This window comes from Thalassotalea sediminis (genome assembly GCF_030295915.1).
In the GTDB taxonomy this organism is placed as follows: Bacteria; Pseudomonadota; Gammaproteobacteria; order Enterobacterales; family Alteromonadaceae; genus Thalassotalea_C; species Thalassotalea_C sediminis.
Window position 1 is genome coordinate 1,924,356 of sequence record NZ_AP027361.1, and the last position, 22,306, is coordinate 1,946,661.

Sequence of the window (22,306 nt, forward strand, 5' to 3'; positions counted from 1 at the left end):
GCTGATCAGAGAAAGGAGTCTTGATTGAACTTCAATAAAAAAAATTTAGACGATGCTGTAAATGAAAATATTATTTCATTAGCACAAGCTGAAAAATTAATAGAGTTTTTAGAAAAACAGCCAACCATTACCCCTAAGTTTGATTTTACCCACGTTCTTTATTACATAGGCGGGATGATTGCAATTGGCGCAATGACACTTTTTATGAACTTAGGTTGGGAGTCTTTCGGCGGTGTTGGCATATTCTTTATTTCTTTATTTTATGGTGCCGTTGGCTTAAAACTGACTAATGTATTTAAAGCGAAAGGGTTAGCAATTCCTGCTGGTATTTGTGGTACGTTTGTTATCGCGTTAACACCATTAGCGGTTTACGGACTGCAGCAAGCACTAGGCGTTTGGCCTGATGAAAGTGTTTATCGCGAATACCACCGATATATAAAATGGCATTGGCTTTACATGGAATTAAGTACCTTAGCAGTAGGGGCTATTATTGCTTGGAAATATAAATATCCTTTCTTAATCATGCCTATTGCCGTTACGCTTTGGTACTTAACCATGGATGTTGCCGTAATGATCAATGGCGGGGATTATAGCTGGGAGCTAAGAAAATTAGTTTCTATGTATTCAGGGTTACTTATGATAGCACTCGCTTTTTGGGTGGATATTAGATCGCGCAATAAAGCGGACTATTCATTTTGGCTATATCTTTTTGGCGTCATCGCTTTTTGGGGCGGCATGTCACTTCAACATTCAGATAGTGAATTGTCTAAGTTTCTATATTTTACCATTAACCTTTTCATGATCTTTGCCGGCGTGCTCATTGTAAGAAGGGTGTTTGTTGTTTTTGGGGCAATTGGCTGTTCTGGTTACATAGGACATTTAGCGTCAACTATATTTCAAGACAGTTGGTTATTTCCTATCACACTAACACTGCTTGGGTTGTTCGTGATTTATTTGGGTGTGCTTTGGCAAAAAAATGAATCGCTCATTACAAAAAAAGCGAGAGGCTTTTTGCCTGTAGCATTACGTGAATTATTAGTTTCTAAGCACGGGTAATTGTATCTAACAATAGTTTATAGTGTATCTGTTACCGGATTTCATTAATTCGCGTGAGTGTATCGGCATTAGTATTGGCTTAAAAGGGGGCCGCCATGGAAAAATTTGTTGTATTATTTAGAGGAATAAACGTTGGTGGCAATAATCTGCTACCAATGAAAGCTCTCGTACCGTTACTTGAAGACAATCATTATCAAAATATTTCAACATATATTCAGAGTGGTAATGTAGTACTTGAAAGCCAAGAAGACCCAACGGTTAACATTCAAAACATTGTAACGAACCACTTTGGATTTACACCCAAGGTGATTTCTTTTAAAGAAGATGAATGGTTAAATGCCTTTGATAATAACCCTTACACAGCATTTGAAGGTAAATTTGTACATCTTTATTTTTGTAATAATACTATTGTGTTAGATAGCGAGAAACTAACTAAGTACATTTCACATTCTGAACAATATCACATTAACGATAATGTGTTTTATCTGCACGCGCCCGATGGCATAGGCAGATCTAAATTAATTGCAAATATAGAACGTTGTTTGCAGCAAGATGCTACTGGTCGTAATTTGAATACCGTAAAAAAACTTAGCTCGATGTTAAATCAACAGGAGTAACATGACGTATTGCGAAATTGCCAACTGCTTGCTCAATTTCGTATAACTATTTGTTTTAGCAAGCACATATTGGGCGCCGAATTAAAATAGCGCTAACGAGAGAGGAAAGGATATAAAATGAAAAAAGCATTGTTGTTGCCACTTATGGTGTTTACGTTTTCCACGGCTGCTTTGGCGCAAAACAAACCTATTGATGAAATGTTCAAGGTAATGTCGATGGACAAACAAATGTCAGGCGGTTTTGAGGCAATGTTGCCAATGATTGATCAAATGACAATAAAATTTAAATTGGACAGTGAACAAAAGGAAGAACTTAAAAATGTTTTTCGAACTTGGTTTAATGAAGACCTCGATCGTGAAAAAATGAAAAATGAATTTAAAAGGCTATATGCCAGTAACTTTACCGATGCAGAAATTGTTAAAATTACCGAGTTTTATAAAACACCCGTCGGTGTAAAGTTTCTAGAAAAGTCATCGCATTTAATGCAGCAAGGGGCTCAAATTGGCATGGAAGAGGCTCAAGCTAAACAAGCAAAATTAATGGAACGTATGCAAGCATTCTTAGTGAAACACGATATAAAGCAATAGGTATACGCTATAAGTTAGGTGAGCTTTAGTAAATCTCGCCTAATTATTTTGAGCGTAAACGCTACGAGTTTGTTATTTATTAAGGATAAAAGAAGTTAATGAAAATTAGACGTTTAGAACCCTCAGATAGTCATGACTTGTATGAAATATATAGTTTTTCATCGGTTACAGAGAACACGTCTCAGGTGCCTTTCTTGAACACAGAAATCGTAACACAACTATTTAACCATCCAGAGCACTACACTTTAGTCGCTGAAAAAGACTCAAAGGTTGTCGGACACATTACGCTGTTATTAACGAATAAGGTGCGAGATAAGCATAGTGCTGGTTTAGCAATAGCAGTGCACCCAGATACACATGGCAAGGGTATTGGCAAAGCGTTATTACTTGAAGCCATAAACCAAGCAGATAATTGGCTCAACCTAATACGATTAGAGTTAGAAGTGCATTCAGACAATCAGGCAGCAATAGCATTATATGAGCGTGTAGGTTTTAGTATTGAAGGCACTAAAAGGTTAAGTACCTTTAAAAATGGTAAGTATATAGATATGCAGCTTATGGCTAGAATTAGACCCGATCATAATTAAATGCATCAATCTGATGGTTCTGTTGAGCTTTCTACTGTTGATAGGCCACTACCGAACGGTGCTAATTTGACCTAACTTTTCTTAGCACTTTGTCACATAAATGGATAAGGGGAGAGTAATTTACCATCACATTTTTGTAACCGTTTGTCACAAACAGATTGTTGGTTAAAGGCTAAGTACTTATAGTTAAAGCAACTAAAATAACGTAAAAATACTTGCACTCTATGTTACACAAATCTAACACTATACTCTCGATAGTAGCGCTAATGCTTATGCTACCAATAAATGCCAATGCCGCTAATGATAATATGATTAATGTTACTCACAACACACCGCTTATTGATGGCCGTTGTGATGCAGACGAATGGCAAACGGCAACTAAAATAGCGTTACCTGCGCAAACAGAAGTCTACCTTATGCACAATAATGACGCCTTATTTGTTTGTGCTAAAGGTAAGGCTAATGACTACACAGTAATAGACCTTTATATTGAAGATGCAGATACAGGCAAGTTATATAATTTACATGCCTCAGCACAGTTAACAGAACGCGTTTTCGTTGATAAAAAATGGAGCGAGTCGGTATTTTGGAATCACAAAGATTGGAGTGGTTTTTGGGTGCCATATGCCGGTGAAAAAGAGACCGAAGAAGGCAAACGTACGTTGTTTTTAGAAGGTTCTCACCGTGAGATCCAAGTACTACGTAAAAAATTTCCGCATAAACGATGGCAAATGATGTTTCGCATTAGTGCTGTTAATCATAATGGCAAATATGGAGCTGAATTTTTTTATCCTCAGCAGGCAAAAGATACAGACAAATCTACCTGGGCTAAATTTACATTTGCGCAGTAAGTTGGTCTACGTGGCGTAATAATGCATTGTTGTGCGCTAAGTTTTCGTTTAAATCTTTTAACGTCTTTTCGTTGATATTGAGTTTAACCTAGTGAGCAATCGTTAGGTTAACATTCAATAATTTTTTTTGTCATTGCCTACTTATTCATGATAAAAACGGTTGCAACGTAAGTTAAAGGATCCATTAATTGCAAAATATTCTTAACGACATTGCTGAGACCATACAAGCGCAAAAGCAAAGGGGTGTAGTTGCTGATTATATTCCAGAGCTTGCAGCGATAGATCCTAAACAGTTTGGTATTGCTGTCGCGTTGCCAACTGGCGAAATATATAGTGCGGGTTGTGCGCAGCAGCTATTTTCAATCCAAAGTATCTCTAAAGTGTTTAGTTTAACACTTGCCCTTGGAAAAATCGGTGATGCGATATGGCAAAATGTTGGTAGAGAACCGTCTGGTGATCCATTTAACTCAATCGTTCAACTTGAAAAAGAACATGGAAAACCAAGAAACCCCTTTATTAATGCTGGCGCTATTGCTGTAGTAGACGCCATTATGATGGGGCATGAACCAAAAGAAATATTGGCAGAAATTTTACAGTTTGTGCGTTACATTGCAAACGATAGCAGCATTGCTATCGATGAGAAAGTCGCATTGTCTGAATTGGCAACCGCTCATCGCAACACTTCTTTAGCACACTTTATGGCGTCATTTGGCCGTATTGAACATGCCATCGAAAAAGTATTAGGCGTTTATTATCATCAATGTTCAATTTCAATGAGCTGTGAGCAATTGGCAAAAGCGGGCTTATTTTTAGTGTCAGAAGGTGTTAATCAAAGCACTGGGCGTAGAGTGGTATCTGCACATAGAGCACGCCGTATTAACTCGTTAATGATGATGTGTGGTCATTATGATGGTTCCGGAGAGTTCGCTTATCGTGTTGGCTTACCAGGTAAAAGTGGTGTTGGTGGCGGTATACTCGCCATTGCACCTAATAATGCATCTATTGCGGTTTGGTCACCAGGTTTAGATAAATTAGGTAATAGCATGTTAGGTACAATCGCTTTAGAAATGTTGGTTCAGCGCACAGGTTGGTCTGTTTTTTAATGTCTTTCTAATGCTGGTAACCAATAAAAGCATAAAGTCACGTAAAACAACAAAAAATGCCCACTAAACAGTGGGCATTTGAATAACGTTTATCAGCTATTTGTTAGTCTTACGTCTTAGCGTAAGCAATACAATTGATATTCCTAATATTCCAATAGTAGAAGGTTCTGTTACTACTAGCGCTTCTGCGGGATCACGCGCATAAACAGTTAGATGTGAAATACCACGAGCTTTTTTCTGTCCTTGGCCGTTAGTTGAGTAGAAATCGTCTCCTAAATTTAACGTACCACCTAATACAAAAGCTGTTGTAAAGGCATTTGGATCTCCAAAAATGGCATTGCCATTATCAACTTCCATTTGAAAGATTTCTTTAAAATTAAAATCGTAAACGCCCCAACCACCCGTGGAGTCCTCATCACTGCTATTGCCTGATTTGATTGAAAACGCCAAATGATCAAATGTAGATTTACCCAGTATATCTTGTACAGAGCCGACAATGTCTTTATCAGTAAAAAGTGTCCAACCTAATTGTGAACAATCTTCATTACAGCTAAAACTTAATCGAAGTACATCAGAAATGGCTAATTCAGTTACGTTTAACCAGTTGTAGTGACCTGCGTTAGTTTCAGCGTCTGCTAAATCACCATCATCATAATCAAATGATCCTAAATTAATCCAACCTGGGTCATCACGGCCTTCTGCAATGCCAGGGCCAGGAAAGTCATTACCATCATTGTCTACATCTTGTAAGTCATCTAAGGTAATAAACTCTAAACCACTTAAATGATCACCAGAATATGGGCCATTAAAAAACGTGGCACCATTTAATAGGCCGTCACCATATTCACCAATATTATTACCTAGTGGTGGAATGTGATTATCGTTACCGTCGAATAAGCCAATACATGAAGTTGAATTATAACTTTGTGATAGTAAGTTTCCGCCAACTTCACCACCAGATAATCCATCTGAAATATCGTAGTCTGATAAATGTATGGAATCTAATGTACCCGTTGATGTACTACAAGTTGCGGTATTAGAAATAACACCCGCTTGAGCCACTACTGAAAAACTCATTATCACGGCATAAGCAAGTAGGTGTGATAATTGTTTTATCATAGGTTTCTTCCTCCAATTGGGCCGTTAACTACTGCCACTTATATAGAGACCTTATGCATAATACGCACCATCAAACTAACTGGTTGTTTCTATAATAGTATTTTATTTGAACAATTATAGTTAAACAAAAAGTGTAAAAAAAACTGACAATAAAATGATTAACACTGCGCTAAGTTCGATGAAACTTAGTAATGAAATAAGTTTTCTTTAGTAATTAACTCTTAAGAAAACAGACATTATTTAATAAATAAGGCTTTTAAACTGAAAACGCTGTTAACGCAAAATTATAATAATATTGATCGCTTTAGTTTATCTATATCGTTATAATTTCGTTAAATTTTTCATCTTTATCAACAATTTGAAAGGTAGCCACCTTTCAACATGGAGTGAGTATGTACGCCGTTATTTTTCGCGCAAAAGCAGGTAAACAAGACCAACTATACGGTGAAATGGTAGCGAAAATGAGAGATATTGCATTTGAAAAATACGGTTGCTTAGATTTTATCGCTGTCACTGAAAATAATGATGAAATCGCAATTTCGTATTGGAAAGATGAGGAGTCTATTAAGCGTTGGAAGTCTGATTCTGAGCATACAATAGCCCAACAGTTAGGTATGAAAAAGTGGTATGAGTCATACATTGTTCAAGTAGTGGAAATAAAACGAGAGTATTCTTTTACTAATTCATAATAATGAATCGAAACGTAAAGTGTTGTTATTAACACTGTACGTAATATTCATGTTATTCGTGCAGTTGTAATAAAATCGTGTTTTAAATTGGCAATTATTGACTCCGTCATTCAACGTACAGTAATTTGATACTTCAATACGAGGTGCAAAGCGTAAATTATCAAAGTTTTAGTTGCCATAATTGATTAAAGTCACATAAAATCCATTTTTATCAAGCCACATCTTATTGTGACGAAGACTGTTTAGCAATTCCTCAAGCGGTACACATTTCTAGCTGCAACGAGTGGCTCAACATACTGTGCAATTTGCACCTAGTTTTTTAAAAGGTAACGCATTGGTCGCTTTAAAGAAGTTTCCAACCTCCGGTGATGGAAACACACCAGACGATACACTGTTTGGTCATATAGCAAACGATCTTCAACAGCAAGGTTACAGCATAAGGCATGGTGCTTTACCTTTGCCTATTGCATTAGCATTGTTCGAACATCAACAAAGTTTATCTGCAAATAAATATAGTGAAGCAGGTATAGGTAGACATGAAAACTTTGTTAAAAACGAGTTTATTCGCACTGATGAAATTTGTTGGATTAATGGTGATGCTGATGCTTGTAAACAGTGGATAGATTGGACATCTAAATTGCAGACCTATTTAAATCAGCGGCTATTTTTGGGGCTGTTTTCTTTCGAAAGTCATTTTGCACATTATGCGCCTGGTGATTACTATAAACGACACTATGATGCATTTAAAGGTGAAGCAAATAGAGTTTTGTCTGTGGTTACTTATCTTAACCCTGGCTGGAATAACAATGATAACGGTGAATTAGTCATTTATCACCATGATCAAGATCTTGAAGGAACTAAAGTGGTACCTTTGTTCGGCACTGTAGTAATATTTCTCAGTGAAGAATTTCCTCATGAGGTGTTACCGGCAACAAGAGACAGATTTTCTATTGCGGGTTGGTTTCGTGTTAATACATCAATTGCGAATGCTATTGATCCACCACGATAAATACTAACAATATAACGAAGGTAAAGTTGTAAGCCACTTTTAATACTTAGACGATTTATCAATTTTGCCAACAGTGTAGGCATCATCATATTAGTCAGTTTGACTTGGTGTTTAACAATTGGTATCAACAAAAGTCACGTTCTAGAGCACTGGCAAACTCCCCATCGTGAAAATATTGAACAATGACAAAAGCAACACTTTGGAATAAGCATGGAACTTATATCATTAACTGAAGATGAAGCTGACGCTTTTAGCGACTTTTATTTAGATTTCGCTAAGCACGACCCAGACAACGCAGCATTTTATTTACCGGGATTTAAAAACTTTTCGCTGTACCTTTCGCGTTTAGAACAAGATAAACAAGGGCTAAACCTACCCAAAGGGAGTGTACCTTGTAGCCATTTTTGGTTAAGAAAAGATGGCGGTCGTTTATTGGGGGCAATTAGAGTTCGACATCATATTAATACGCCTTATCACACATACGAATCTGGGCATATCGGCTATGATGTTGCACCGTCCTACCGAAACAAGGGTATTGGAAAGTCAATGCTGAGACTGGCTTTTAACGAAGCAAAACAACTTGGTTTAAATAAACTGCTAATTGTCGCAGATAAAGAAAATATTGCTTCCTGTCGTGTTATAGAAGCAAACAATGGCACATTAGAAAGTGTTGTTATCGGCAAAGTATATCCAAAACCACTAAAGCGCTATTGGTGCCAACTTTAACCGTTTTATCAATGTATTTTATCGGTAACAACTGGTTTTAACTTTATAATATTGATAATATTTATTCGCGCGGCTGCACAGCTAATATCAATCAAATAAGAGTATTCAGAATGATAGTAGAAAATGTGCTTCCTAGCGATTATGCAGAAATGCTAATGGTGTGGGAAAACTCAGTCCGAGCAACACATGACTTTATTACGGAAGACGATATTGCGTTTTTTAAACCCATTATCATCGAACAAGCTTTTCCTGCGGTTACGCTTCACTGCGTAAAAGATAAAAATAAGCATATACTTGGTTTTATTGGATTGTATGAAACAAAAGTAGAAATGTTATTTTTATTAGAAAAGGCAAGAGGAAAAGGTATCGGTAAAATGCTATTGCAATACGCCATAGATAAATACGCCGTTACACACGTTGATGTAAACGAGCAAAACCCTAATGCTGTTGGTTTTTATCAACACATGGGCTTTAACATAACATCGCGTTCCCCGTTAGATGACATGGGTAAACCATTTCCAATCCTGCATTTGTCACGTTAGTCTCGCCTTGTATCACCATTCTGTCAGAAGAAACGCCCAGCGCTAATAACGTCGGGCGTTTCCGTAAACCACGTTGTTATAACTTAGTGTCCACTGAAAGCTTTTTAACGCTTGACCTATCTATAGCAGTAATATTTATTCGATAAATGAGTTGATTGAGCTAATGAAAACTTACCTTACTAGAATGAGAGCCAAAGGGCATTGTCCACCGCGTAAGCCGTTTAAAAAAATTTTATGGTCATGGTTAGGTGCTTTTATTGGTATTTTACTTGTCGCATATTTAGGTGAAATTCTTCGTTACGATAATCAAAGTATGCTGTTGTTAATTGGTTCATTCGGCGCATCAGCTGTTTTGATTTACGGCGCACCACTCGCTGAATTTTCACAACCCCGTAACGTAATTGGAGGACATGTCTTTTCGGCTTTTGTTGGTGTAAGCGTTTATTTGTTAATACCGTCATTCCCTATGTTTGCAAGTGCATTAGCAGTGTCTTTATCAATTGTAATGATGCAAATAACGAGAACCTTGCATCCGCCTGGCGGCGCTACTGCTCTCATCGCAGTTATAGGGCCACAATCTATCCATCAACTTGGGTACTTTTATGTTATTTCTCCGGTACTAATTGGTTCGTTGTTATTGTTATTTGTGGCGCTTTTTGTAAATAATATGTCTCGCAACCCCAAACGCCATTATCCGGTTTATTGGTTATAACAACGACAATAATCGCATGGCTAGGTAGGCGTTAAAATATACTGCGTGTAAAACAGTTAGCATGAGGGAGATAACGCAGGATTCACTTGTAATCAATAGTTGTTGAACATATTTTGACAACGAAAAAGGGAAGAGATGTCACAAGTTATTATTATATTAGGAGCACCAAACGACGCGCAGGGCAGCTTATCATTAATTGCTAAAGCACGTTGTGACAAAGCACTGGAAGTATATCAGCAAAACAGTCATCAATACATTTTGTGTACTGGGGGATTTGGCGCACATTTTAACGTAACGTCGCTGCCTCACGCGCACTATACTCAAAAATACTTAGAGCAACATGGCGTTGAAAAAGAGCGTTTTTTAACTCCTGCATTGAGCCGATTTACCTTTGAAGACTGTACGTTATCTCAGGCTATTTTAATCCAGCATCAAATAATGTCGGCGACACTGGTCACTTCTGATTTTCATATGGAACGTGCTAAATTAATATTTAGTGAGCTATTACCGAACATTAGTTTTAACTTTGTTAGTGCTATAACACCTTTGCCAAAACAAGAATTAGATGCACTAATTGCACACGAAAAAGTTGCAATAGTGCGAGAAAAAGAAAATATTGCTCAATACAACAAACAAGATGAAAAATAAGGGACTAAATTCATGCGTAAGCTTATTTGTATAATACTGCTGTGCCTTTCAAGTACAACAAGCGCAAATTCAATCGGTAAAATAAAAACATCACCACTCGTTATCGGAGAATCAATTGAGTTTTACTCAAAAATACTCAATGAGAAACGTCGCTTAAATGTGTATCTACCTGCAATTTATAATGAAAATAATACTCAAGATTACCCCGTTATTTATCTGCTAGATGGCGCAAAATCAGAAGACTTTATTCATATTGCTGGTTTAGTACAATTTGGTTCATTTTCCTGGATTAATTTAATACCAGAGTCCATTGTTGTTGGCATTGCTAATGTTGATCGAAAACGAGATTTTACAGCTAAATCAGAAAATCCATTAGATATTAAAGAATTTCCTAGTCATGGCGGCGCTAAACCTTTTATAGAAGCGATCGCATCAGAAATACAGCCCTTAATTGAAAGCCAATATCGTACTAATAATATAAAAACATTAATTGGCCAATCGTTAGGTGGACTATTAGCTACTGATATTTTAATTAATCAGCCTACCTTGTTTAATCATTACCTGATCGTAAGTCCAAGCCTATGGTGGAATGATGGCGCTCTGCTTAATAGTATCGATAAACCAACGATAGAAGGCAAAGTGTTTATTGCCGTTGGAAAAGAGGGTGAGATAATGGAGCGTGACGCATATGCTCTGTTTAAAAAGCTGTCAGCTAAAAAAGCGAATAACGTACATTATCAATTCTTCGAAAATCAAAATCATGGTGATACACTGCATTTGGCAGTATATCAAGGCTTTGAAGCGCTTTTTAAAAGTAAGGTAGCGCTTCACAAAAATTAGCATGTGGAGATTAAATGCGTAAAGTATTTGAGTTTATTGTAAAAGGACATAAGGTAAAGGTTGTAAATTCATGGTTTAGCGGGGCAAAGCTATATATTGATGGCGATGTTAGGGATCAGGACAAGACCCTTTTTGCATTCGGTAATAAAGCATTGCTTTCAGCAAATCTTGGAGAACACGGTGTATTAGAGATCATGCCAATATCTACAATGTGGTCAGTTGAAATAGACGCGGTGTTAAATAAAGATAATAACCTTCAGCAAGTATATAGCTCACACAGACGATTGCGGTTAAGAGAACGCCGATTAGCCAAATAAAAAAAGCATTTATAAATGGCTGGTATAAAGCAGTGTAAATATTAATTCACCTACATTTTTACTGACATTGCTTACAATTTTTTACTCATATCAATGCTTAATTTAGTTACTATTGAAAAGACGTTTAAAAAGCGAATGTTTGATTGATTTGAGTGAGCATTATGGTAGGTAAAATGAAATATTTATGCTGTTTTGTATATGTTACTGTTTTCTTAATGGGCTGTAGTAATAAACAACTTTATCAAATGGGCACAGAAATCAAAAAAAGTGAATGTATTAACCATGCTGAAAATGAAACTGAATATGCTGCTTGTATTCAAGATAAACCAATGACTTATAAAGAATATAAACAATTACGTAAAAAGGTGATCGAACAAAATAACAAGGCAACACGTTAGTTATGCCTTTATAGGTTTTGATCCCCGATCACCATTTTATGTTTAGTAACTCAACAACAGTTAATAAGATGGTATTAATTGTTTATTGTAGTTGGCGTTTTGTTATAACGATGATAAATAACCCAACTTAACCAAAGTGTTGCAGAGATACCTATAGCGGCATAAATAGCTGGCTTAGGATTTGTAATTGAGCTAATAGAGCCTGCATACGTTGCTACTGTTGCATATGGCACCATACTAAATGTCCATGCCATAAAAAAGCGTTTAAAGTGCATTGCCGTTATCCCTGCTAGGCAGGCCGAAACTTCGGGTAATATTGGCATTGCACGAGATAAAAGTATAAAAATAAACCCATGTTGGTTAAAGGCGTTTATCGCGTTTTCACGTTCTTTTTCGTTGTTAAGCAGCTTTAGTAAGAATACATCACCAAGACGTAAACTTAACCAAAAACCAACAATACCTGCTAACGACATGCCTAGTAAGCTTGCAATTATTGCTAATGGAAAACCAAGAAAATAGCCTGATAGAATGACAATACTAAGTGTGGGTACTGCAATAAACAAATCAGCAAAGAGTAAGCCTATGACAATGACAAAAACATAAACCTTATGCGTTGATTTTGCCATTTCAAGCCAGGCTTGAATTTGATCTACTGTTAAAATACCCGTTGCTTTGATCACGATAAATGTTAGTGCGAAACAACTGGCAAGTATAAGTATAATTTTGCTCAATGAAACCATAGTATCCTCGTTAAGGGTAGACAATATCAATCGCTAAGTTGCTATCTACTTCGCTTAGCAATATGCGTGATTTTTGAAAGGAAGGAGGGCCCGTCAATCCTACACGCTGCTTGTTGGTAAAGCCCAATCCATCTTTGGGATAAATACCGGTCCAATTCTTCGTCACTTTTCCATCTTGGTTTTCGTCATGCAGCACCTTAACGGCAAACTCTTTAGCAGAAATAGTAAACGTAAAGGTCTGTTTAGTGCGTTGTACACGTTGCGTTTGTTTAGCTAATGTTTGTTGATGATCTTTAGGAAAACCTGATTCGCCAAAAATCATGACAATTACATTACCTTTTTTGCTTATATCAATGTTGTTTACTTCGATAGTAACTTGTTTTGCATCTAATACAGGTGTTTGTAACGTAAGTATCGTGCTCAATAGAAGGTGTTTGTACATATATCGTCCTTAATATTTCTTCATAATGTTTTTAGCTAAAGAAGGCGCAAGCCGGAGTAAGCACATGAGTAACGAAACTTTAGAAAAAGCATGGTCTACTTTATTCTTTTTTATACCGACAATTATTTGTTTTGCCGCATTTTCACTCGAAATTTTGTTATGACCTCTAGCTTTTGTCATTTGCGTGTCAACAAGTGGCAGAAAAACTTGTTGTACGTGAATATTCGTGTTTTCAAGTTGATATCTTAAAGATTGAGTAAAGTTATTTAGGGCCGCTTTAGTTGCACAATAAACAGCAGAGGTTGTTTTGGGTGTGAGTGCTAAACCTGAGTTAATGTTTAAAATGATTGATTTTTCTTGGTGCAATAATGTAGGCAAGAGCTGTAACGTTAATGTACAAACACTGGTAAAGTTAGTGTTTATTTCATCAATGATAAGTTGCTGGTGAAAATCAGCATCAGTAAATTTCTTACAATATTGCACAGCAGCGTTGTTAACAAGCATGTCAAGATATTGATATTTGCAAGCAATATGTTCAGCGACCTCACGTGTTTGATCAATATTTCTTAAATCACATTTAAAAACGGTAATATCGTTAAATTGTTGTTTTAGCTGCGTGAGTTTATGCTCATCTCGAGCCAAGACAATAATTTCGTTTTGTTTTGACAACATGCTTACTAGTTGCAACCCAATACCCGATGTTCCGCCCGTAATTAAAATACGCCGGTTAACAAGCTCCATCGCTATACTCCTTATTTATGATAAGCTGAGCTGAACTTTAGCGTGATGAAATAGACTTAACATTAACCGAGGTTAACGGTGACAACATTTTTTGAATTTGTTAAATCACAAGGCAAGTTGATTACCAAACAAAAAGGCGATTATGTCTTTAAACAAGGTGACAACGATGAGAATCTTTATTTTGTGCAATCAGGATTTTTAAAAGCATTCTATTGTGCAGAACATGGAAAAGAATTTATCAAATCTTTTTTATTAGCCAATGATGCTATTGGCAGCTTGTCGGCACTTTATTTAAAACAAGAAAGTTCTTTTAACCTGATTTGTTTAGAGACAACTGTTTTAATTCGTGTCTCGTTTAACGCCATCCTTAGCCATAGTAAAGAGGATATTGAGTTTGCGAATGAACTGAATAATATTCTATTAATGCTTGCCTTGAAAAAAGAAAAACGAGAATATGAATTTTTATGTTTAACAGCTGAGCAACGCTATAAGTCAATAAAAGCGTCTACTCCTTCTCTGTTAGATAAAATCACTCAGTCCGACTTAGCAGCCTATTTAGGTATAACACCAGTAGGCCTTAGTCGTATTAAAAAGCGCGTTGAAAGCATTTGTTAACGTTTTCAGTTATTTTGGGCGACGTTAAATAAACGAATTAACGTTATAGATTGAACGTGTTAATAACCTTAAACGCTCTAAATATTAACTAATAAATCTCATCTAAGAGTACGCAAATATATGGCATTATATGAATATTTGGATAAGCACTTTTTAACCAAGCAAACTTTGTTAACCTTAGCGGGTATTTCGCAAGAAAAATTATTAACGATACAAAAACAGGGGGTTATGCCAGCAGCATCTTATCGTTTGTCCACACAAGTTAGTTGCCATTCATTTTTAGGTGAACATCAACAGTCATACCAGCAAGAATATTACGCGAAAGGGTACGTTAAGTGGATAGGGATTATTGACGCAATCGCACAGCCTAACGACATTTTTCAATACTTTAAAGATAATTATCAACACACTATCAATACGCTAAAACAACATGGTTTTAATTGTATGGATTCAAAATTAAACGATAAATTAGCGGAACATATTACTGAAGAATGGCAACATTTTTTAAATGGTACCTATGGGCTTTGTACAGCGTCAGGATTAGTCGAGGACATCGCTAAAAAGGAACTAGCCATCACCATAATTAAAGAAACCCTTGCTAAAAATAGTGAAACACCAGACATTAAACAACTAGCTAGCGCAGTAGATTTACTTGATCAATCAAGTGCACTGTTTGCGCCACATGAAAGAAAAACTAGCTCTCGTTATCGGCTTGTTGACGAAGTTCGAGAGAAATATCAACTAAATGCAGTGACATTATAACGGGAGTACGACCAATGGAAATAACGCTTTTAACAGACAATAACGATTACCCGTTAGTATTAGATGTTATGTTGCAACTAAGGCCGCAGTACAACAGAGCATCATTGACTGAGCAAATAAAAAAACAGCAACAAGATGGCTATAATGTCGTTTATATAAAGGATAATGGTAAAATCCTTGCCGTTGCTGGCTTTGTTATTGGTGAAAAATTAGCCTGGGGTAAGTATTTGTATGTTGATGATTTGGTGACAAATGAAGCTTTCCGTTCAAGCGGTGCTGGCCATACGGTGCTTACTTGGCTAGAAGATTTTGCCAAAGAGCAAGAATGTACGCAACTTCATTTAGATTCAGGCGTACAGAGATTTATGGCACATAAGTTTTATTTAAGGGAAGGCTTTATTATTGCAAGTCATCATTTTTCAAAAACGTTAGTTTAATAAAATGAAAAAAGCCGGTGAACCCGGCTTTTTTAACTAATGTGAGCGTTGAATAATTAACTATTTAACGCAATCGATGGTTCAACATATTCAAAACCTAGATTGTCAGCAACTTCTCTTACTGTCACTTTACCGTTAATAACATTTAAACCGTTAAGTAAATGCTTGTCATCATTCAATGCTTGCTTATAACCTTTATTCGCAAGTTGAATGATGTACGGTAATGTTGCATTGTTTAATGCAAAAGTAGAGGTTCTTGGTACAGCACCTGGCATGTTCGCTACACAATAGTGTACTACATCATCAACAATAAACGTTGGTTCTGCGTGAGTCGTTGGTGTTGATGTTTCGATACAACCGCCTTGGTCAATAGCAACATCAACAATTGCTGAACCCGGCTTCATGTTTTTAATGTGCTCTTTAGTTACTAATTTAGGCGCAGCTGCACCAGGAATTAAAACACCACCGATAACAAGATCAGCTTCTAGTACATGCTTTTCTAGAGCATCTGCAGTTGAATATACAGCTTTAATGCGATTGCCGAATTGATCATCCAATTTGCGTAACACATTTACATTACGATCTAACACAACAACGTCAGCACCTAAACCAACAGCCATTTTAGCCGCATTAGCACCAACCATACCGCCACCAATAATAGTAACTTTAGCTGGCTCTACACCTGGTACACCACCAAGTAACATACCTTGGCCGGCATTAGATTTTTCCAACGCTTGTGCACCTGCTTGAATAGACATACGACCCGCTACTTCTGACATTGGAGCTAACAAAGGTAAACCACCAAAATTATCAGTAACGGTTTCATATGCGATACAAATAGACTTACTGTTCACAAGATCTTGTGTTTGCGGTAAATCTGGTGCTAGGTGAAGATAGGTAAATAAAATTTGGCCTTCACGTAACATTGCACGTTCAATGGCTTGTGGCTCTTTAACTTTAACGATCATATCAGCTTGGGCAAAAACATCTTTTGCCGTTGGTAAAATAGTTGCGCCAATATCTGTGTAATCCTGATCAGTAAAACCGATACCGCTACCTGCTTGAGTTTCTACAACGACTTGATGCCCATGAGCTATAAGCTCTCTAGCACTCGCTGGTACCATACCAACACGATACTCATGGTTTTTTATTTCTTTTGGTACACCAATAATCATATTTAATTACTCTTAGTTTTGCTCTGTTGAAATATGGTGCTAGTATAGTTGCGATTCTTTAGAATAACCTGTTGTTATTTGCATATTTTAAGAATTTATCACTATATAAATAGAATTTAATAGAGAAATATAAAGTAATGGCCGACAATGAAAAGAAACTTGACCGCATCGACAAAAATATTTTGTCAGAACTGCAACAAGATGGACGTTTATCTAATGTTGAATTATCTAAAAGGGTAGGGCTTAGTCCGACTCCCTGTTTAGAGAGGGTAAAAAGGCTAGAAGCAGATAATTACATTACTGGCTATCAGGCGGCATTAAACCCTCAGAAATTAGAAGCGGCATTGTTGGTGTTTGTTGAGATTACCCTGACAAGGACGAGCCCTGATGTATTTGACGACTTTTCTAAAGCAGTACAAGAAATCGATGTAATACAAGAATGTCATTTGGTGTCTGGTGATTTCGATTTTTTATTGAAAACGCGTGTTTCTGATATGGCGGCGTATCGTGAATTACTTGGTGATACATTACTTAAGTTACCTTCGGTGAGTGAAAGTCGTACATATGTAGTCATGGAAGAAGTAAAATTGACGAATATCCTACCAATTAAACGATAAAGCATTTATCTAGCACGTTTAGTTTGGTATTTTATCTATATATAGTGAAGTTTAACTAAAAAGGAATCTAGCTTGTCAGATCAAGTAGCCCCCAACAATAAATTAAATGGTATTCAGAGGCTATTAGAAGCAGGTTTACTCGTATCATGCGTATTTGCCATGTTTATGATGATCGCATTGTACAGTTTCGATCCTGCCGATCCAGGCTGGTCGCAAACTGGTTATCAATCGCCAATACGTAACTTAGGTGGCTCAGTTGGTGCGTTCTTGTCTGATCTATTTCTTAACCTCTTTGGCGCTGTTGCTTATGGTTTGCCATTTGTTATTGCTTTAACTGGTTGGTTAACTTTTCAAAAATACTACAAACTTGTGCAAATCGATTACCTAACACTTGGCCTTAAGTTCATCGGTTTTATTATGTTTTTTATTGGCATAACAGCCATAGCAAGCATGAATTTTGACGATGTTTTTTATTTCTCTGCCGGTGGAATTATTGGTGATGTTATCAGCCAAGGAGTTCTCCCTTACCTTTCTTTTGTTGGTAGTACGTTGCTTTTTCTGATGTGCTTAGCCACAGGCTTTGTACTTTTAACGGGCTTATCACTTATAAGACTTATTGACATATTAGGCGAATATACCATTAGAGGCGTAGTCTCGTTGGCCGATTTACCTGCATGGATTAAAGATAGATTTAGCGCATCGATGCAAGAGGTAAAACCGAATAATATTGCCCATGCCGATAAAAATTCTGTGGTATTAACCACAGAGCAGCCACTCGAAGATTACGATACGCTCGATGAGATAACAGAAGATAAACAAACATTAGCCGACCTTAGTGATATTACTTCTAATGTAAATGAGCAACCATTTGCTGAAAGTAAAGATGATGTGCCGTTTCGTGATAACGAACCATACCTCGATATTGATGACCTAATGGGTGAACCCCTAGCCATTAATGTGCAAGAGCACGTTAGTGCAGATGAAATCACTGCAGCTTTTGAACCCGTTGATAAAATTAACGTAGAAGAACCTCTTACCAAACCTGATCAAGTTCCAACGGATAACGTAAATAAAACTGCAGATGTTGGTCTACCGTCATTGTCTTTGTTAGATAAACCAAATAAAAAGCAACACCCCATTTCTCAACAGGAACTCGAACAAGTTAGCCGCTTAGTGGAAGAAAAGTTGCTTGAGTTTGGTGTTAAGGCGGATGTAGTAGATGTGTTGCCAGGCCCGGTTATCACGCGTTTTGAGCTAGATTTAGCGCCAGGCGTTAAAGTAAGCAAAATTACTAATTTATCAAAAGATATTGCACGTTCGTTGTCAGCTAAATCCGTGCGAGTTGTTGAGGTTATTGAAGGTAAATCTGTTATTGGTATTGAGTTACCCAATAAATTTCGTGAAACGGTATTTTTTGCCGATGTGTTGCATTGTGACGCTTTTAAACAATCTAAATCAAATTTAGCAATGGGTATTGGTAGCGATATTTCAGGTAACCCCGTTGTTGCCGATTTAGCGAAAATGCCACATTTACTTGTTGCTGGTACAACAGGTTCAGGTAAGTCAGTTGCCGTTAATACAATGATTGTTAGTATCTTGTACAAGTCTCCACCACAAGATGTACGTATGATCATGATTGACCCTAAACAAGTTGAACTATCTGTTTATGATGGCATTCCACACTTACTTTCTGAAGTTGTAACAGATATGAAAGAGGCAGCCAATGCACTTCGCTGGTGCGTAGGAGAGATGGAGCGCCGTTACCAATTAATGTCTAAGCTTGGCGTTCGAAACCTAAAAGGCTTTAACGATAAAGTGAAGAAAGCGATTGATGCTGGTGAACCTATTATAGACCCGTTATGGCAACCAACTGATGCTTTTACACAAACGCCTCCTACGTTAGAGAAATTGCCTTCAATTGTTATTATTGTTGATGAGTTTGCCGATATGATGATGATTGTCGGTAAAAAGGTCGAAGAGTTAATAGCACGAATAGCGCAAAAAGCTCGTGCCGCAGGTATTCACCTTATACTCGCTACTCAACGACCATCAGCGGATGTTATTACTGGGTTAATTAAGGCCAACATACCAACTCGTATGGCATTAAGAGTACAATCTCGAATAGAGTCTCGCATCATTCTTGATCAACAAGGTGCAGAGCAGTTACTTGGTATGGGGGATATGTTTTATTTACCACCTGGTGAAGCCATTCCAGTACGTGTACATGGTGCCTTTGTTGATGATCACGAAGTGCATGCCGTTGTATCAGATTGGAAAGAGCGTGCTGAACCAGATTATATAGACGATATTTTATCGGGCGATGGTGAACAAGATGTGTTGCTGCCAAGTGAGATGGCAGAAGCGAGTGAAGATGCTGAGCTAGATGCGCTTTATGATGAAGCACTCGGCTTTGTTACAGAAACACGAAGAGTGTCAATCTCAAGCATTCAACGTAAATTTAGAATTGGTTATAACAGAGCTGCACGTATTGTTGAAGATATGGAAGCGCAAGGTGTTGTAAGTAGACCAGGTCAAAATGGTGCACGCGAAGTGTTAGCACCACCGCCAATCAAGGATTAATACAGATGAAGTTCCCATTATTATTAACGGTAGCAATCGCCGCTACTTTGGGTAATGTTTCTCCTATTATCGCAAGCCAAACGCTCGGCGAAAATAAAAATACGCAAATTACGTCTGATAAACAGCTTCTTAAAGCAAGGCTAGAAAAACTTGAAAAGTTTTCGGCTAATTTTGAACAGCTTGTTACTGATGAGTCAGGTACTGAATTACAACGCTCTCGTGGTACATTAGCAGTACAGAAACCTAATTTAGTATATTGGCAAACAACACAACCTGAAGAATCACTAATTGTGTCAGACGGTGAAACGCTGTGGTTATTTGATCCCTTTATTGAACAAGCAACGGCATACAGCTTAGCGAGTTCAATTGCTAATACCCCGATATTGCTGTTAACAAGTAACGATGAAAACCTTTGGCATAAATATCAGGTTACTAAACAATCAGAGCAACATTTTTCACTGATGTCTCTTGACGAAAATGCTCAAGTAAAGTCGCTTGCAATTATCTTTGAACAAGACACCGTAGAAATAAAACAATTTACGATTGTTGATGTAACAGGGCAAACCAGTGATATTTTCTTGACGGATGTCGAACACCAGAAAGATATTAATCCTAATTTATTTATTTTTACTGTACCCGAAGGTGTTTATTTAGATGACCAACGCTAATGGTGAGCTTGCACTTGGCTTCGATGAAAATCCTGAATTCCTGCCACTAGCAGCCCAATTACGCCCTACGTCGTTAGGGGACTACGTTGGTCAGCAACATATTTTAGCAGAAGGTATGCCGTTAAATGTTGCCATTAAACAAGGTAAATGCCACTCACTGATCTTTTGGGGGCCACCTGGAACTGGTAAAACAACTCTGGCGGAAATAATCGCCAGTCATGCTAACGCAGATATTGCAAGAGTTTCGGCAGTAACCAGCGGTATTAAAGAAATTAGACAGGCTATTGACGATGCAAAGGCACGTGCTATTCATCAGCAAAAACGTACGATATTATTTGTAGATGAAGTACATCGATTTAATAAGAGTCAACAAGATGCATTTTTGCCTTTTATTGAAGACGGGACCATTATATTCATTGGTGCAACGACTGAAAATCCAGCGTTCGAACTGAATAAAGCCATACTTTCTCGTGCTCGCGTATATAGCTTAAAAAAACTATCTGAAAGCGAACTTTACCAAGTATTGCAAAGAGCTGTATCACACCTTTTAACTACAAAAACATTAACAGTAACGTTTGTTAATGGAGCTGAAAAACAATTAGTTTTGCTTGCAGACGGTGACGCACGAAGACTTTTAAACTTGCTTGAAAATTGTATAGATTTAATTGATACAACAAGCAAAGTTGAAATTACACTTGAAACCATCAAGCAAGTCGCAGGCAATAAAATTGCCTTGTATGATAAAGGCGGTGATGCCTTTTATGATTTGATTAGTGCCTTTCATAAATCAGTGAGAGGATCAGACCCTGATGCTGCTTTATATTGGTACGCTCGAATTTTAATCGGTGGTGGTGATGCACTTTATGTTGCCCGTAGATTACTAGCAATTGCCAGTGAGGACATAGGTAATGCCGATCCTCGAGCGATGCAACTAGCGATTAATGCTTGGGATACTTTTCAACGTGTAGGTCCAGCAGAAGGCGAAAGGGCGATAGCTCAAGCCGCTGTGTATATGGCACTAGCGCCTAAAAGTAATGCCGTTTATGCTGCTTTTAAACAAGCGCTCAGTGTTGCCAAAGAGACGAGTGCTTTAGATGTACCGTTACACTTAAAAAATGCTACCAGTAATATAACCAAAGAACTCGGCCATGGCGAAGCATATCGTTATGCTCACAATGAACCAAATGCCTTTGCTGCAGGTGAAAATTACTTTCCGCCAGAGCTCAGTCAAACGTGCTTTTATCAGCCAACAGATCGTGGTTTGGAAAAACAGCTAAAAGAAAAGTTAAATTTTTTACAACAACTCAACGGGCAATCAGATGAACAGCGCTATTAATCAAGTTACCTTATATGCACTCGTAGCATTTGGTGGCGCTGCGGGAGCCAGTTTACGGTTTTTTCTTTCGCAATTAATCTTAAATTGGTTAGGAAAGGGATTCCCTTTTGCTACGTTGGCGGTTAATATTTCCGGCTCGTTGATTATGGGTACTTTGTACGGTTTAATAGAACAAGGTGTTATTGAGGTAAGTGTTTATCGTACACTTATCGGCATTGGATTTTTAGGTGCCTTCACAACATTTTCAACATTTTCGCTTGATACCTTGCTCTTAATGCAACAAGGCGAAATAATGAAAGCGATAATCAATGTACTACTCAATGTAAGCTTATGTATTTTTGCTGCTGGCTTGGGTATGTATTTAGTTACTCTTATACACAAATAAACTTTA

General features: G+C 37.4%; 28 protein-coding genes. 23 read left to right on the forward strand and 5 right to left on the reverse strand.

Features of this window, described 5'->3' with window-relative positions; genetic code table 11:
- Positions 1–24: 24 nt before the first annotated feature.
- The 6 genes from QUE09_RS08780 (at position 25) to QUE09_RS08805 (ending at position 4,802) form a co-directional block, all read left to right on the forward strand.
- Positions 25–1,056, forward strand: a complete 1,032-nt coding sequence (locus QUE09_RS08780) for a DUF2157 domain-containing protein (protein ID WP_286235820.1) — start codon at positions 25–27, stop codon at positions 1,054–1,056.
- A 95-nt stretch (positions 1,057–1,151) separates the two neighbouring features.
- On the forward strand, positions 1,152–1,673 hold the full coding sequence (locus QUE09_RS08785; protein ID WP_286235821.1) for a DUF1697 domain-containing protein: 522 nt from the start codon (positions 1,152–1,154) through the stop codon (positions 1,671–1,673).
- Positions 1,674–1,790: 117 nt separating this feature from the next.
- Complete coding sequence (locus tag QUE09_RS08790) at positions 1,791–2,261, forward strand: DUF2059 domain-containing protein (RefSeq protein WP_286235823.1); 471 nt, start codon at positions 1,791–1,793, stop codon at positions 2,259–2,261.
- A gap of 98 nt (positions 2,262–2,359) precedes the next feature.
- A complete protein-coding gene (locus QUE09_RS08795) occupies positions 2,360–2,848 on the forward strand; it encodes a GNAT family N-acetyltransferase (RefSeq protein ID WP_286235824.1) in 489 nt (162 codons plus the stop codon).
- A gap of 266 nt (positions 2,849–3,114) precedes the next feature.
- Positions 3,115–3,699 (forward strand): DOMON domain-containing protein, encoded by a 585-nt coding sequence (locus QUE09_RS08800; protein WP_286235825.1) that lies wholly within the window; start codon positions 3,115–3,117, stop codon positions 3,697–3,699.
- A 188-nt stretch (positions 3,700–3,887) separates the two neighbouring features.
- Positions 3,888–4,802, forward strand: a complete 915-nt coding sequence (locus QUE09_RS08805; RefSeq protein ID WP_286235826.1) for a glutaminase — start codon at positions 3,888–3,890, stop codon at positions 4,800–4,802.
- Between the two features lie 96 nt (positions 4,803–4,898).
- On the opposite strand, the gene QUE09_RS08810 is transcribed toward QUE09_RS08805, so the two are convergent.
- Positions 4,899–5,921: a hypothetical protein gene (locus tag QUE09_RS08810; protein WP_286235827.1), complete on the reverse strand. Its 1,023-nt coding sequence runs from the start codon at positions 5,919–5,921 to the stop codon at positions 4,899–4,901.
- Between the two features lie 392 nt (positions 5,922–6,313).
- Between QUE09_RS08810 and QUE09_RS08815 the strand changes: the two genes are divergently transcribed.
- The 9 genes from QUE09_RS08815 to QUE09_RS08855 all read left to right on the forward strand — a co-directional run bounded on the left by QUE09_RS08815 (position 6,314) and on the right by QUE09_RS08855 (position 11,802).
- Complete coding sequence (locus tag QUE09_RS08815; protein WP_286235828.1) at positions 6,314–6,610, forward strand: antibiotic biosynthesis monooxygenase family protein; 297 nt, start codon at positions 6,314–6,316, stop codon at positions 6,608–6,610.
- A gap of 334 nt (positions 6,611–6,944) precedes the next feature.
- Positions 6,945–7,619 (forward strand): 2OG-Fe(II) oxygenase, encoded by a 675-nt coding sequence (locus tag QUE09_RS08820; protein WP_286235909.1) that lies wholly within the window; start codon positions 6,945–6,947, stop codon positions 7,617–7,619.
- Between the two features lie 210 nt (positions 7,620–7,829).
- A complete protein-coding gene (locus QUE09_RS08825; RefSeq protein ID WP_286235829.1) occupies positions 7,830–8,345 on the forward strand; it encodes a GNAT family N-acetyltransferase in 516 nt (171 codons plus the stop codon).
- Positions 8,346–8,455: 110 nt separating this feature from the next.
- Positions 8,456–8,887 (forward strand): GNAT family N-acetyltransferase, encoded by a 432-nt coding sequence (locus QUE09_RS08830; RefSeq protein ID WP_286235830.1) that lies wholly within the window; start codon positions 8,456–8,458, stop codon positions 8,885–8,887.
- 163 nt (positions 8,888–9,050) lie between these two features.
- Positions 9,051–9,599 carry an HPP family protein gene (locus tag QUE09_RS08835; RefSeq protein WP_286235831.1) on the forward strand — a complete coding sequence of 183 codons (549 nt, stop codon included), beginning with the start codon at positions 9,051–9,053 and terminating at the stop codon, positions 9,597–9,599.
- A gap of 135 nt (positions 9,600–9,734) precedes the next feature.
- The gene (locus tag QUE09_RS08840; RefSeq protein ID WP_286235832.1) at positions 9,735–10,247 is read left to right on the forward strand and encodes a YdcF family protein; all 513 of its coding nucleotides are present in this window, start codon (positions 9,735–9,737) and stop codon (positions 10,245–10,247) included.
- A gap of 12 nt (positions 10,248–10,259) precedes the next feature.
- Positions 10,260–11,087 (forward strand): alpha/beta hydrolase, encoded by an 828-nt coding sequence (locus QUE09_RS08845; protein WP_286235833.1) that lies wholly within the window; start codon positions 10,260–10,262, stop codon positions 11,085–11,087.
- A 14-nt stretch (positions 11,088–11,101) separates the two neighbouring features.
- Positions 11,102–11,404 carry a hypothetical protein gene (locus QUE09_RS08850; protein ID WP_286235834.1) on the forward strand — a complete coding sequence of 101 codons (303 nt, stop codon included), beginning with the start codon at positions 11,102–11,104 and terminating at the stop codon, positions 11,402–11,404.
- 173 nt (positions 11,405–11,577) lie between these two features.
- Complete coding sequence (locus QUE09_RS08855; RefSeq protein ID WP_286235835.1) at positions 11,578–11,802, forward strand: hypothetical protein; 225 nt, start codon at positions 11,578–11,580, stop codon at positions 11,800–11,802.
- A 74-nt stretch (positions 11,803–11,876) separates the two neighbouring features.
- Here QUE09_RS08855 and QUE09_RS08860 read toward each other — a convergent pair whose 3' ends face one another.
- From QUE09_RS08860 to QUE09_RS08870, 3 genes are read right to left on the reverse strand one after another with little or no spacing between them, the layout of a single operon-like run.
- The gene (locus QUE09_RS08860; protein ID WP_286235836.1) at positions 11,877–12,542 is read right to left on the reverse strand and encodes a TVP38/TMEM64 family protein; all 666 of its coding nucleotides are present in this window, start codon (positions 12,540–12,542) and stop codon (positions 11,877–11,879) included.
- A 10-nt stretch (positions 12,543–12,552) separates the two neighbouring features.
- Positions 12,553–12,984 (reverse strand): DUF2141 domain-containing protein, encoded by a 432-nt coding sequence (locus QUE09_RS08865; protein WP_286235837.1) that lies wholly within the window; start codon positions 12,982–12,984, stop codon positions 12,553–12,555.
- Between the two features lie 9 nt (positions 12,985–12,993).
- Positions 12,994–13,725, reverse strand: coding sequence for an SDR family NAD(P)-dependent oxidoreductase (locus QUE09_RS08870; protein ID WP_286235838.1), 732 nt, complete (start codon positions 13,723–13,725; stop codon positions 12,994–12,996).
- A gap of 78 nt (positions 13,726–13,803) precedes the next feature.
- On the opposite strand from QUE09_RS08870, the gene QUE09_RS08875 reads away from it, so the two are divergent.
- The 3 genes from QUE09_RS08875 to QUE09_RS08885 all read left to right on the forward strand — a co-directional run bounded on the left by QUE09_RS08875 (position 13,804) and on the right by QUE09_RS08885 (position 15,539).
- Positions 13,804–14,340 carry a Crp/Fnr family transcriptional regulator gene (locus QUE09_RS08875; protein ID WP_286235839.1) on the forward strand — a complete coding sequence of 179 codons (537 nt, stop codon included), beginning with the start codon at positions 13,804–13,806 and terminating at the stop codon, positions 14,338–14,340.
- A gap of 120 nt (positions 14,341–14,460) precedes the next feature.
- A complete protein-coding gene (locus QUE09_RS08880) occupies positions 14,461–15,102 on the forward strand; it encodes a DUF6058 family natural product biosynthesis protein (RefSeq protein ID WP_286235840.1) in 642 nt (213 codons plus the stop codon).
- Positions 15,103–15,116: 14 nt separating this feature from the next.
- On the forward strand, positions 15,117–15,539 hold the full coding sequence (locus tag QUE09_RS08885) for a GNAT family N-acetyltransferase (protein ID WP_286235841.1): 423 nt from the start codon (positions 15,117–15,119) through the stop codon (positions 15,537–15,539).
- A gap of 56 nt (positions 15,540–15,595) precedes the next feature.
- On the opposite strand, the gene ald is transcribed toward QUE09_RS08885, so the two are convergent.
- Positions 15,596–16,714, reverse strand: coding sequence for an alanine dehydrogenase (gene ald, locus QUE09_RS08890; RefSeq protein ID WP_286235842.1), 1,119 nt, complete (start codon positions 16,712–16,714; stop codon positions 15,596–15,598).
- Positions 16,715–16,851: 137 nt separating this feature from the next.
- Here ald and lrp point away from each other — a divergent pair, with 137 nt between their 5' ends.
- The 5 genes from lrp to crcB all read left to right on the forward strand — a co-directional run bounded on the left by lrp (position 16,852) and on the right by crcB (position 22,300).
- Positions 16,852–17,331: a leucine-responsive transcriptional regulator Lrp gene (lrp, locus tag QUE09_RS08895; protein WP_286235843.1), complete on the forward strand. Its 480-nt coding sequence runs from the start codon at positions 16,852–16,854 to the stop codon at positions 17,329–17,331.
- Positions 17,332–17,490: 159 nt separating this feature from the next.
- Complete coding sequence (locus tag QUE09_RS08900) at positions 17,491–19,911, forward strand: DNA translocase FtsK (protein ID WP_434017538.1); 2,421 nt, start codon at positions 17,491–17,493, stop codon at positions 19,909–19,911.
- 5 nt (positions 19,912–19,916) lie between these two features.
- Entirely contained in the window at positions 19,917–20,579 is a 663-nt protein-coding gene (gene lolA, locus QUE09_RS08905; RefSeq protein WP_286235845.1) for an outer membrane lipoprotein periplasmic chaperone LolA, read from the forward strand.
- Complete coding sequence (locus tag QUE09_RS08910) at positions 20,566–21,915, forward strand: replication-associated recombination protein A (protein ID WP_286235846.1); 1,350 nt, start codon at positions 20,566–20,568, stop codon at positions 21,913–21,915. The genes lolA and QUE09_RS08910 overlap by 14 nt, the downstream gene beginning before the upstream one ends.
- The gene (gene crcB / locus QUE09_RS08915; protein ID WP_286235847.1) at positions 21,899–22,300 is read left to right on the forward strand and encodes a fluoride efflux transporter CrcB; all 402 of its coding nucleotides are present in this window, start codon (positions 21,899–21,901) and stop codon (positions 22,298–22,300) included. The genes QUE09_RS08910 and crcB overlap by 17 nt, the downstream gene beginning before the upstream one ends.
- Positions 22,301–22,306: the final 6 nt, after the last annotated feature.